11 protein-coding genes are annotated in these 13,066 nt (G+C 35.6%); 6 read left to right on the top strand and 5 right to left on the bottom strand.

Annotated features, from left to right (window positions below):
• The 4 genes from ABIZ51_08910 to ABIZ51_08895 form a co-directional block, all read right to left on the bottom strand.
• A partial coding sequence (locus tag ABIZ51_08910; protein ID MEO7088897.1) for a carboxyl transferase domain-containing protein occupies window positions 1–485 on the bottom strand: 485 nt, incomplete at its 3' end.
• 17 nt (window positions 486–502) lie between these two features.
• Window positions 503–1,246, bottom strand: a complete 744-nt coding sequence (locus ABIZ51_08905; protein ID MEO7088896.1) for a YebC/PmpR family DNA-binding transcriptional regulator — start codon at window positions 1,244–1,246, stop codon at window positions 503–505.
• Window positions 1,247–1,302: 56 nt separating this feature from the next.
• Complete coding sequence (fucP, locus tag ABIZ51_08900) at window positions 1,303–2,547, bottom strand: L-fucose:H+ symporter permease (GenBank protein ID MEO7088895.1); 1,245 nt, start codon at window positions 2,545–2,547, stop codon at window positions 1,303–1,305.
• Window positions 2,548–2,575: 28 nt separating this feature from the next.
• Window positions 2,576–3,550 carry a deoxyhypusine synthase family protein gene (locus ABIZ51_08895; GenBank protein ID MEO7088894.1) on the bottom strand — a complete coding sequence of 325 codons (975 nt, stop codon included), beginning with the start codon at window positions 3,548–3,550 and terminating at the stop codon, window positions 2,576–2,578.
• Window positions 3,551–3,858: 308 nt separating this feature from the next.
• Here ABIZ51_08895 and ABIZ51_08890 point away from each other — a divergent pair, with 308 nt between their 5' ends.
• From ABIZ51_08890 to ABIZ51_08865, 6 genes are all read left to right on the top strand, one after another.
• A complete protein-coding gene (locus tag ABIZ51_08890) occupies window positions 3,859–5,604 on the top strand; it encodes a DNA polymerase III subunit gamma/tau (GenBank protein ID MEO7088893.1) in 1,746 nt (581 codons plus the stop codon).
• 15 nt (window positions 5,605–5,619) lie between these two features.
• Window positions 5,620–8,541, top strand: coding sequence for an insulinase family protein (locus ABIZ51_08885; GenBank protein MEO7088892.1), 2,922 nt, complete (start codon window positions 5,620–5,622; stop codon window positions 8,539–8,541).
• A gap of 21 nt (window positions 8,542–8,562) precedes the next feature.
• Window positions 8,563–9,051 (top strand): DinB family protein, encoded by a 489-nt coding sequence (locus ABIZ51_08880; protein ID MEO7088891.1) that lies wholly within the window; start codon window positions 8,563–8,565, stop codon window positions 9,049–9,051.
• A gap of 56 nt (window positions 9,052–9,107) precedes the next feature.
• Window positions 9,108–9,602: a GAF domain-containing protein gene (locus ABIZ51_08875; GenBank protein MEO7088890.1), complete on the top strand. Its 495-nt coding sequence runs from the start codon at window positions 9,108–9,110 to the stop codon at window positions 9,600–9,602.
• Window positions 9,599–11,206, top strand: a complete 1,608-nt coding sequence (locus tag ABIZ51_08870) for an Ig-like domain-containing domain (GenBank protein ID MEO7088889.1) — start codon at window positions 9,599–9,601, stop codon at window positions 11,204–11,206. Before ABIZ51_08875 ends, ABIZ51_08870 begins: the two co-directional genes overlap by 4 nt.
• Before the next feature lie 106 nt (window positions 11,207–11,312).
• On the top strand, window positions 11,313–12,485 hold the full coding sequence (locus tag ABIZ51_08865) for an acyltransferase (protein MEO7088888.1): 1,173 nt from the start codon (window positions 11,313–11,315) through the stop codon (window positions 12,483–12,485).
• Here ABIZ51_08865 and ABIZ51_08860 read toward each other — a convergent pair.
• Window positions 12,465–13,066: GH3 auxin-responsive promoter family protein (locus ABIZ51_08860; protein ID MEO7088887.1), on the bottom strand; the 602-nt coding region annotated here is incomplete at its 5' end. The genes ABIZ51_08865 and ABIZ51_08860 overlap by 21 nt on opposite strands.

Here is a 13,066-nt window from a genome sequence, read left to right as displayed (position 1 = left end):
GCGGACAGTTGCGGAATAACTCCCGAAGCCATTGTGTTGCGATAAAAAATATCGGCATAACCGCCAAGAGAAACAACACCTTCTTGGATTCGAGCGCCACCACTGTCGTTTAAGCCGATTAAAGGTGCACCATTTTTCATAGCGAGATCCATTATTTTACAAATTTTTTCTGCATGCGTTTCGGAAAGTGAGCCACCGAAAACGGTAAAATCTTGCGAAAAAACATACACTAAACGTCCGTTGATAGTGCCATAACCAGTTACAACGCCATCGCCCAAATATTTTTCTTTTTCCAACCCAAATTCTACCGAACGATGCGTAACAAACATTCCGATTTCTTCAAAAGAATTTTCATCCATTAAAAAATGTAAGCGTTCGCGTGCTGTTAATTTTCCTTTTTTGTGTTGCGATTCAATTCGTTTTTCGCCACCGCCCAATTGTGCTTCCGCGATTTTTTTACTGAGTATTTCGAGTTTCTTTTTCATCTTGAAAAATTATTTTTTTAAAGCGCTTCTATAAGTTCGTCTGTCATTTCCATGTTGTGAAATACATTTTGTACATCATCGTATTCTTCCAGCGCATCAATCATTTTTAATACTTTTTTAGCCGATTCGATGTCCAATGTAATTGTATTTTTGGGGATGCGTTGCAATTCGGCATTTTCAATTTCTATTTTTTGTTCTTCTAATTTTTTTTGCATTGGCGCAAAATTTTCGAGCGTTGTAAAAGCTGTAAAAATTTCTTCGTCCACCAACACATCATCAGCACCAGCATCCAATAATAAAAGCATCATTTCATCTTCCAAAAAATTATTTTTTTGAATGGTAAAAACACCTGTTAAATCAAACAAAAAACTCAGCGAACCATTGGTACCAAGCGTTCCGTTATTTTTTGTAAACGCGTGGCGCACATCTGCCACCGTGCGATTGATGTTATCCGTAGTGCATTCCACAAACACCGCAACACCGCCGGGCGCATAGCCTTCGTAACTTACTTGCGTATAATTTGCAGCGTCCTTTCCGACTGCTTTTTGGATGGCACGTTGAATATTATCCTTCGGCATATTCATGCCTTTTGCGTTGGTAATAGCAAGTCGCAAACGCGGATTAGCATCAGGATCAGCCATTCCACCTTCTTTTATAGAAATAGCAATTTCTTTTAAAATACGCGTAAACGCTTTTGCTCTTCTGCCGTCAGAAACACCTTTTTTACGTTTTATTTTAGACCACTTATTATGACCAGACATGATAAAATAATTTACAAGCCAAATTTAAAAAATCTGTACGAATTGAGATAAAAAAATTACACTTCGATTGTCTTTTTATTTTTGAACCGAAACGCGTAATAGGCAATGTACACGTAACAAATAATAGGAACGAGGTAGGCGTGTTGAACGCCGTATTTATCGGAAAAATATCCCATAGACGAGGTAATTAAAGCGCCGCCAATAATTGCCATAATTAAATACGAAGAACCTTTGCTAGTGTTATTTCCCAAGCCTTCGATGGCTTTTGGAAAAATAACGGGCCACATAATCGAATTGCAAGCGCCCACTAATACAACAATGTACAAAGCCGCGTAATTGCTACTTAAAACAGAAGCTACAATAAGTGCTATCGCAACAATAGCGTTAAATAAAAGTACTTTGAGTGGATTTATTTTTTTGAGAACAGCGATGCCCACAAAGCGAAATAGCATCGCGCAAATCATATAATAGGAAACAAAATGAGAGCCAATTTTATCTGTAAATCCAGCAATGTGAAGCGATTCTCCGTATCGAATTAAAAAACTTCCGATACACACTTCTGCTCCTACGTAAAAAAATATCGCTATAACACCCATGTATAAAGCCGGATGATTCCAAATGGAAAATTTTTTTTCGGAAATTGTTTTTTCTTCGCCCGATTTTACTTCAGGTAACTTGGAGAAAAAGATAAAAATCGCCAATATTAAAAACAAAAAGAAAAGCAGTAAATACGGCATTTTTACCATTTGTGCCTGACTGTTTAAGTACGCTATTTTATCCGAAACAGGCATGGTAGATAATTTATCTACGCCATATTCTATGCCTGATAAAATTAAAATTCCGCCAGCAAAAGGTCCGAGCGAAGCGCCTAAAGAATTTAATCCGCCCATCAAACTCAAGCGGCTGGCAGCGCCTTCTGGCTTACCGAGTAAAGAAACATACGGATTGGCAGCTACTTGCAACAATGCCATTCCGCTGGCAAGTACGCATAATCCGACTAAAAATAATCCAAAGAAACGAGTGTTGGCTGCTGGAGTAAATATCAGCGCGCCACAAGCGCAAAGCAACAATCCTACCGTAATTCCCTTTTTATATCCGATGCGTTTAATAATTTTTTCGGAGGGAATTGACATGATAAAATAACCGAGAAAAAATGCAAATTGAACAAAAGTAGATTCGAAATCATTGAGTTGACACGCACGTTTCAAGTGCGGCATCAAAATGTCGTTCAGGTTGGTAACAAAACCAAACATAAAAAACAAAACGGAAATAATCAGTAAATTCCGTAAATCTTTGTTCATTTGAAAAATTATTTTTTTGAAGATGAAATTACCATCCTAAAATCCATGCGAAAATAAGTGGAGCGACAATCGTAGCATCCGATTCCACAATAAATCGTGGAGTGGTAGTACTTAATTTCCCCCAAGTAATTTTTTCGTTTGGAACAGCGCCTGAATACGATCCGTAACTGGTTGTCGAATCAGAAATCTGACAGAAATATGCCCAAAAAGGAATGTCCGTCATTTCCATATCTTGATACAACATCGGCACTACGCAAATCGGAAAATCACCGGCAATACCGCCGCCAATTTGAAAAAAGCCTACGCCTTTTCCACCCGAATTTTTAATGTACCAATCAGATAAATACATCATGTATTCGATTCCAGATTTCATCGTAGTTGGTTTTATTTCTCCTTTGATACAATACGAAGAAAAAATATTTCCCATCGTGGAATCTTCCCAACCAGGAACAATTATTGGCAAATTCCGTTCTGCTGCTGCTAACATCCAAGAGTTTTTCGGATCAATTTCATAATCTTCTTTTAAATCTCCAGACAATAACATTTTATACATAAACTCGTGCGGAAAATAACGCTCGCCTTTGTCGTTAGCTGTTTTCCACAATTTGTAAATATGTTTTTGCAATCTTCTAAATGCTTCTTCCTCGGGAATACACGTATCCGTAACGCGATTGAAACCGTTTTCCAACAAATCCCATTCGTCTTGAGGGCTCAAATCACGGTAATTTGGTACACGTTTGTAATGCGAATGCGCCACCAAATTCATAATGTCTTCTTCTAAATTCGCGCCTGTACACGTAATAATATCCACCTTTCCTTGACGAATCATTTCCGCCAACGAAATCCCCAATTCCGCAGTGCTCATAGCTCCTGCAAGGGTAATCATCATTTTTCCACCTACGGTTAAATGCGCTTCGTAACCTTTCGCGGCATCCATTAAGGCAGCCGAATTAAAATGCAAATAATGTTTTTCTATAAAATTAGAAACCGGTCCTTTACTCATACAATTAATTTTTTAGTGATTATTTTTTATCGCCACAAAAATAACTTTTTTACGGACGTACAAACCGATGAAATAATTGATATTGAATATTTGCCAATTTTGAATGGAAATGATTTGCAGATATGCAGATTTGAAAATGTGCGGATGTGCAAATTGAAAAAGTCTGTTGTCATGCTGAAATGATTCAGCATCTGCGTAAATATTTTGCGCTTGAAAAAATATTTTTTCAAATACCTTTTCATACTTCTTTCAAAAAAATAAAAAAAAGAGTACATTTGTTTTCCTTTTAAAAAGAGGATTTATATCCGATGGAAAATTTTGTTGTTTCTGCGCGTAAATACAGGCCTGTAACCTTTGGTACAGTGGTTGGTCAGCACAGCATTACAACTACTTTAAAAAACGCTATAAAAAATCATCATCTGGCGCAAGCCTTTTTGTTTTGCGGTCCACGTGGCGTAGGAAAAACTACTTGTGCGCGGATTTTAGCCAAAACAATTAATTGTTTCAACATCACCGAAAACATTGAAGCCTGCAACGAATGTGATTCTTGCAAATCTTTCAACACTGGAAATTCCTTAAATGTATATGAATTAGATGCTGCGTCCAACAACTCGGTAGACGATATTCGGAGTTTGGTGGAGCAAGTTTATTTCGCACCGCAGCTCGGAAAATATAAAATATATATCATCGACGAGGTGCACATGCTTTCGCAAGCTGCCTTTAATGCTTTTCTTAAAACCCTTGAAGAACCGCCTCCTTACGCCATTTTTATTTTAGCAACGACTGAAAAGCACAAAATTATTCCGACCATTTTATCACGTTGTCAGATTTTTGATTTCAATCGGATACAAGTGGACGACATCGCGAAACAATTGCAACACGTTGCCGACAGCGAACACATTACTGCCGAAGCAGATGCTTTGCACGTGATTGCACAAAAAGCAGATGGTGCGATGCGCGATGCACTTTCCATGTTTGATCAACTTGTCAGTTTTGCCGGAAACAACCTTACATACAAGGCGGTGATTGACAATTTGAATATTTTGGATTACGATTATTATTTTAAGTTGACGGATTTTATCGTTGAAAAAAATATTTTTTCAACCTTGATTATTTTCAATGAAATTATCAATAATGGATTTGACGGACATCATTTTATCAGTGGATTGGGCGATCATTTTCGAAATTTATTGGTGAGCAAAGACGGAATTACCTTGCAATTGCTGGAAGTGAGCGATAACATTAAAAATAAATACAAAGCGCAAACCGAAAAATGCGACATTTCTTTTTTACTGAAAGCCTTGAACATTATCAGTAAATGCGATACGAATTACCGTAATAGTAAAAATCAACGTTTACAGATAGAAGTCGCGCTGATGCAGCTTTCTTCGATTGGTGGCGGCGACGAAATCGCTGAAAAAAAAAACAGCATTCTTAAACCGGAACTAAAAAATCCAGAAATTACTTCTTCCCCAAAACCTTCCGTAACAACGGAAAAAAAACAAGAAGAATCCATAAAAAACTATCCATCTGAAAAAGAAATTCCTATTCAAAAAGTAGCGGAGAAAAAAAATATTCCCATTGCCAGCGCACCTTCTATTGCACAATTTGTAAATCCTGCAAAAAAAGAAAATGCCGAAACTGCATCCGAAAAAAAAAATTTTGAAAGCACATTTTCTCAACCCGAAGAAAATTTTTCTATAGAAGCATTGGAAAAAGCGTGGAATGCTTATGCCTTGAAGCATCAGAAAGATCGGATGAATATTTATACTACGCTGATGAATAAAAAACCGATTCTAACAGAAAAAAACAAATTAGAATTTACGGTGGATAATAAAGTGCAAGAAGAAAATTTGAACGAAGACAAAACCAATTTGCTGGGATTTTTAAGAGCCGAATTAAAAAATTATGCTTTGCAATTAACTGTCCTGATTAATAAAGACGACACAGAGCGCAAACCTTATACAGCACAGGATAAATTTAAATGGATGGCAGAACGAAATCCTGCTATCAATAAATTAAAACAACAATTTGATCTCGAAATTGATTTTTAAACACCCAACAAATTCATGAAAAAAAAATTTTTACGAAGCACTTTTTTAGTCGCTCTTATTTTCTCTTCCGCGATTGTTTTCGCGCAGAAAACAGCTGAAAAAACATATAAATACGAAACGTATTCGGACGATCCGATGCACACACGCATTTACACCTTAGACAATGGCTTGACCGTTTATATGAGTGTTTATAAAAATGCGCCGCGTATCCAAACGTTTATCACAACCAAAGCTGGAAGTAAATTTGATCCGCACGATGCAACAGGATTGGCGCACTATTTAGAGCACATGTTGTTTAAAGGAACAGAACATTTCGGAACGAAAGATTACGCAAAAGAAAAACCATTGCTTGATAAAATTGATACGCTTTTTGAAGTGTATCGTCACACAACGGACGAAACAAAACGCACTAAAATTTATCATCAAATAGACAGTGTTTCTTATTTAGCGTCGGGTTATGCAATTGCAAATGAGTATGATAAAATGATGGCTTCTATTGGCGGAAAAGGCTCCAATGCCTTCACTTCCGTAGAACAAACTGTTTTTGAAGATGATATTCCGAGTAACCAAGTAGCGAAATGGATTGACATCGAAGCCGATCGTTTTAGCGATCCGGTGATGCGTTTGTTTCACACTGAATTGGAAGCGGTTTATGAAGAAAAAAACAGAAATTTAGATGATGACGGAGAAAAATCTTACGAAGCTTTGTGTGCTGGTTTGTATCGCAAACATCCTTACGGAACACAAACTACGATTGGAACGATTCACGATTTAAAAAATCCATCGTTAAAAAAAATCATTCATTATTTTCATACCTATTATGTTCCGAACAATATGGCGATTTGCCTTTCTGGTGATTTTGATCCAGATAAAACAATCCGAATGATTGATGAAAAATTTGGTTCGATGAAACGCAAAGCATTGCCAACATTCATTCCTCCAGTAGAAGATACAATTTCAAAACCTATTGTGAAAAATGTAGTGGGTCCAGAAGCTCCTAATACCATGATTGGTTTTCGTTTTGGTGGTGCGAATTCTGCAGATGCCGATATGCTTATGTTGGTTGATAAAATTTTGTACAATTCAAAAGCCGGACTAATCGACTTAAATTTAGTACAACAACAAAAAGTATTGACGGCAAGTACGTATCTCGAAATCAGAAAAGATTATTCGGATGAAATTTTGACGGCAGAACCAAAAGATGGACAAACCTTGGAACAAGCTACTCAATTATTACTCAATCAAATTGAGAATTTGAAAAAAGGAAATTTCCCAGATTGGCTGCCACAAGCCGTTGTGGAGAACATGAAATTAGACGAAACAAAAACGGAAGAAAGCAATAATGCTCGCGCCATGGAATACGTGTCAACATTTACACAAGGAGTAAGTTGGGAAAAAGCGGTGGAACAAATTGATCGTATTTCAAAAATTACCAAACAACAAATTATTGATTTCGCGAATGCACATTTCAGCAATAATTACGTAGTTGTTTACAAACGTGTAGGTGTGGACAGCACGATTGAGAAAGTTACAAAACCAGACATTACACCTGTTCAGGTGAATCGTGAAGATGAATCGCCGTTTTTGAAACGTATTGAAGCAATGCCGGTAAAACCTATTCAACCCGTATTTGTTGATTATAAAAAAGACATCGTGCAAACACATATTAAAAATAATGTGCCGCTTTTCTATAACGAAAACAAGGAAAATAAGACTTTCGACATGTATTATGTTTTTGATATGGGAAGCAATAACGACAATCGCTTAAATTTAGTAACCAGTTATTTAAAATACCTCGGAACCTCCAAATTAAGCTCTGCAGAAGTGCAACAAGAATTTTACAAATTAGCTTGCACTTATAATGTATATGCTGCGGAAGATGAAATTTATGTGAGCTTAAACGGATTGACAGAAAATTTCGATAAAGCATTGCAATTGTTCGAAAGCTTGTTGAATGACCCGAAATCGGATAAAGAAGCTTTGGATAATTTAGTTTCCGATGTATTGAAAGAACGCGAAAATCAGAAAAAGGACAAAAACACTATTTTGTTTGGAGCCCTACGCTCTTACGGCGTTTACGGAGCTAAATCGCCATTCACAAATATTTTATCGGCTCAACAATTACAACAAATAAATCCGGATACACTTACCGGAATTATCAAAAACTTAGAATCCTATCAACATCATATTTTGTATTATGGATCATCTTCGACGGAAGAAATTACAACGGCGCTTAATAAATACCATCAAATGCCTGCAACACTTCGTCCTGTCCCAAAACCTGCACCATTCAAGGAATTAGACAATACTAATCAAGTGTATGTGGTGAATCACGATATGAAACAAGCGGAAATAATTATTTTATCAAAAGGCGGAACGTACGATGAAAAATTAGCACCAGTAATTTCGATGTTCAATGAATATTTTGGCGGCGGAATGTCTTCGATTGTATTCCAAGATTTGAGAGAATCGAAAGCTTTGGCGTATTCTGTTTACTCCGATTACAGCTCGCCAAAAAATAAAGACAAACATTATTTAATGTTTTCGTACATCGGTTCGCAAGCAGACAAATTACCACAATCCATGGCAGGCATGACGAATTTGTTAGATACCTTGCCAAAATCACCAGTAGAATTTAATGCAGCCAAAGACGCCATTCTTCAGAAAATAAGAACGGAGCGAATTACAAGAGCGCAAATACTTTTTAATTATGAAAATGCGCAAAAATTAGGATTAGATCACGATATTCGTTCCGATATTTTTGCGAAAGTTCCTTCGCTCACATTAAATGACATTGAAAATTTTCAAAAAAATTATGTAAAAGGATTAAAATATACTATTCTTGTGATGGGAGATAAAAACGCATTGGATTTAAAAGCGTTGGCGAAATACGGACAAGTGAATTTTCTGACGATGAAAGACATTTTCGGATATTAATAAATAATGTTTTTTGATGCTATGAAACAACTTTTACTTCAATATGTAACCTATAACCACTGGGCAAACCAGCGCATTGTTACCATTTTAAATTCAAACAAAGCATTGTTAAATGTAGAATCAAAAAGTAGTTTCCCGACCTTGAAAAAAACTTTTTTTCACCTGTGGGATGCAGAATATGTTTGGCTAAATCGCATGAATGGCGAGCCCATCACCTCTTGGCCCAGCACAAAATACCAGCAAGATGTGCCACTCAATAAGTGTTTGGAAACATCTAAAAACTTGATTGAATTTGTAACTGCCAATAACGAAGAATTGTTGAACGCCTCTTGTACTTACAAAAATATGCAGCAAGATGAATTTTCGCAAAGCTACGCCGACATTATTATGCACTGCATCAACCACAGCACTTATCATCGCGGACAATTGGTTACGATGATGCGACAATTGGGCGTAACAACAATTCCCGCTACTGATTTTATTGTGTTTTTGAAAGAAAAACAGAAGTAAAAAACGACTTTCAAAAAATATTTTTTTGACGGACGATTTTACAAGTAAAATAAATTATGTCAGAATCACTCATTGTTTCAGGAAATACAAAAACAGAACGCTATCAATCCTTGTTGCCACAACTAAAAGCGTTGGTAGAAGGTGAAAAAGATTTTTTGGCAAACCTCGCCAACATCACGTCTGCGTTGAAATACGGCATGAATTGGTTTTGGGTTGGATTTTATTTTGTGAAAGAAAATAATTTAGTCTTAGGTCCTTTTCAGGGAACAGTTGCGTGCACGCGTATTGCTTATGGAAAAGGTGTTTGCGGGAAATCTTGGTCGGAGAAAAAAATAATTTTAGTGGAAGATGTAAATGCGTTTCCAGGACATATTGCTTGCAGTTCCGATTCTCAATCGGAAATTGTGTTGCCGATTTTCAATTCTAAAAAAGAAATTTTTATGGTGTTGGATGTAGACAGTGAGCGGCTTTCTACATTTGATGAAACAGATTCTAAGCATTTACAAGAGGTGGTAAACATCGTTGAAAAATTATTTTTTGAAACAGTATGAAAAAAATAATTTTTCAATCGTTTTTTTTAATATTACTCGCTGCTTGCGCACAAATAGTTCATCCAACAGGCGGACCGAAAGATGTAACGCCACCCAAAGTGGTGAAATATATGCCCGATAGCGCTACTGTAAATTTCAATGCAAAAAAAATTTCCATCACGTTTAATGAATACATTCAGTTGATTAATTTGACGGATCAACTCATCATTTCTCCGCCGATGAAAAAAGATCCCGATATCAAAATAAAAAATAAAACGTTGACGATTGATTTGAAAGATTCGCTTTTAAAAAACACCACGTACGCGATTAGTTTCGGCAGCGCTGTTGCGGATATTACAGAAGGCAATAAAATGGATGATTTCAGATATGTTTTTTCAACGGGCACGTATATTGATTCACTTTCCTTGAAAGGCAAGGTGCAGAACGCTTTTGATCATCAAACAGAAAAAGGAATTTTGGTGATGTTGTATCGTGATTTGAATGATTCTATTCCTTGTAAAAAAACGCCAGATTATTTTTCAAAGACCAAAGCAGATGGAACTTTTAAAATCAATAATATTCGAAATGGTACCTATAAATTATTTGTGTTGAAAGATGCAAACAGCAATTATTTGTACGATACACCCGAGGAAATGATTGGTTTTGCTGCTAATCCAATTTCTATTCAGCACAACGATACGGCACATATCGAACTTTTTAAACCCACTGATACGATTACGTATGTAAAAAAAAGTTTTTCGCCGCAATACGGAAAAATCGAAATTATATTCAATCGTCCGCTCGAAAATGTGTCGCTTATTCCATTGAATGAAAAACCAATTATTGCGCTTTTAAAACCCTCAGTAACCAAAGATACGCTGGATTATTGGTACACCGGAGTAAAATCAGATTCACTTCTTTTACAAGTGAGTTACGGGAAAAAAATTCTTGATACGGTGCGACAAGAATTGATACAAAAAGAAGATGCTTTTAATCCAAAAAAGAAAAATAAAATTCATTTGTACGTAAAAACAAATGTGCAAAACGGAACTTTTTTTGATTTAGAACAGCCTATTTTATTAAGTTTTTCAAATCCAATTTCAAGTTATGCTGTTTCGAAAATAAAAATTTTACACGGAAAAGATACGATTGCATTTAAAATGAAGGATGCTGAAAAGTATGCGCAGAATTTTTTTATTTCTGCAAAATTAGAGGCAGATACTTCGTATCAATTGTATTTTCCTGCAGGCACTTTCATAGATATTTTCGGATTGAAAAACGATACCCTGAAAACAACATTTAAAATGGAATCGCAAAGTTTTTATGGAACCGCAAAATTGAAAATTAATATTCCGCCAGCAAGCGGAGATTATATTGTACAACTAATGGACGATAAGCAAAATATACTGAAATCATCTATTATTTCCGGCTCTTCGGTTTTAAATTACACGTATTTGCATCCAGGAAATTACAAAGTAAAACTCATTTACGATGTCAATAAAAATGGTGTTTGGGATACTGGAAATTATTTCAAAAAAACAGCTCCCGAAAAAATAATTTTTTACGGAGGCGTATTTACCACTCGCTCCGATTGGGATTTGGATTTGACTTGGGATGTGAAATAAATTCAGTCTAATAAAGAATCCAGTTTAATTAGCTCTCTTCATTTTTTTTCTTATTTTTGGTTATGCTATTTTATCGAATTATAAACGATAAAATTTTGCTGTGGCGATGCTGAAAGAAAACAAATCAACGTATTTACCTAACTTAGATGGACTTCGTTTCTTAGGTTCATTGTTTATTATTTTATTCCACATTGAAAATTTAAAAATGAATTTAGGTACCCCTGTTATTAATTGGTTTGCTTATTTTCATCCTCTTGGTAATTTGGACGTAACCTTGTTTTTTGTACTTAGTGGTTTTATCATTACGTATTTATTATTAAAGGAAAAAGAACGCACAGAAACTATTAATCTCAAAAATTTTTATATCCGCAGAATACTTAAAATTTGGCCCCTTTATTTTTTTATTGTGTTTATAGGGCTTTTTGTATTGCCACATTTCGACTTTTATTTTTACCACGACTATTCCACTTGCGTTGGAAATCATTTTTCAATGCTTTTGGTCAGCTGTCTTTTCTTCTTTCCTCCGCTTATCCAGTCGCTCCATTTTTCAATAGGTGCTATATGGACAATTAGAGTGGAAGAATTTTTTTATCTTTTTTGGCCCATTCTTTTGAAAAATAAAAAGAATTACATGAAACTGTTTTTTATTGTTATTGGCATTAGCTTAGTTTTACGTAATGGATATTTCGTAATTATCCTTATGGAAAAATATTTTCACGTAGATTTTTTTTATTTGCAACATTCAGCAAAAAAAATATTTAACCTGACAAATCAATATCGTGTCAGTACCATGGCGATTGGTGGAATTGGAGCTTATTTGGTGGTGTTTGATAAACAGAAAATACTTTCTTTTATTTACAAAAAGCAAACACAATGGATTGTATATTTTGTAACGCTCGTACTTTTATGTGCAAAAATTCATATCCCAATTATTCATTGGGAATTTTATTCGGTATTATTTACTATTATCATTGTAAACCTTGCTACCAACCCGAATTCTATTTTAAAATTAGATTATCCTTGGATGAATTATCTCGGAAAAATATCTTATGGTTTATATCTCTATAATCCAATCATGCGTATTTTATCGTTGGAATTAGTGGAGCACCTTTTTAGAGCTGATATAATAGGTTGGCAAATGAATGCGTTGTATTATTTTTTCACGATAATTTCTACCATTCTTATTTCCATGCTTTCTTATCACGTGATGGAAAAACCTTTCTTGAATTTGAAAAAACGATTTAGTCCTGCTAAAAATTTAACGGTTCATTCCGCTTAAAATTTCTTCTAAATATTTCCGATCGTTGGAGAGTCGCGGAATTTTATATTGTCCGCCCAATTTATTTTTTTGCTTCAACCAATTATAAAAAGCACCTTCAGAAGCAGCGTGTACCAATGGTTTCTTCAATATCATATCGTGGTAACGTTTGGCTTCGTAATCAGAATTAATGGATTTCAAAGCATTGTCTAAAATCTCCGTAAAATAATCCAAGCTCTCCGGTTTTTTTTCAAATTCGATGAGCCATTCATGCGCTCCACTTGCGCTGTCGCTGATGTAAACAGGAGCGGCTGTATATTCTTTTATCACAGCGCCCGTTTTTTCGCAAGCTACTTTTAACGCACTTTCTGCATTGTCCACAATTACTTCTTCGCCAAAAGCATTGATAAAATGTTTGGTACGACCAGTTATTTTAAATCGAAATGGATGCAGCGACGTAAATTTTATTGTATCGCCCAGCAAATAACGCCACAAACCGGCGCTCGTGGAAATAATGAGTGCATAATGTGTTTGCGTATCTACTTCTTCCAGCGAAAGCGTTTTCGGATTTTCTTTGCCAATGTCTTGCATCGGTAAAAATT

The sequence above is a fragment of the Bacteroidia bacterium genome, from assembly GCA_039924845.1.
Taxonomy (GTDB): domain Bacteria; phylum Bacteroidota; class Bacteroidia; order DATLTG01; family DATLTG01; genus DATLTG01.
The sequence above is the reverse complement of the archived record's forward strand: the minus strand, read 5'-3'. Positions and strand labels throughout refer to the sequence as shown.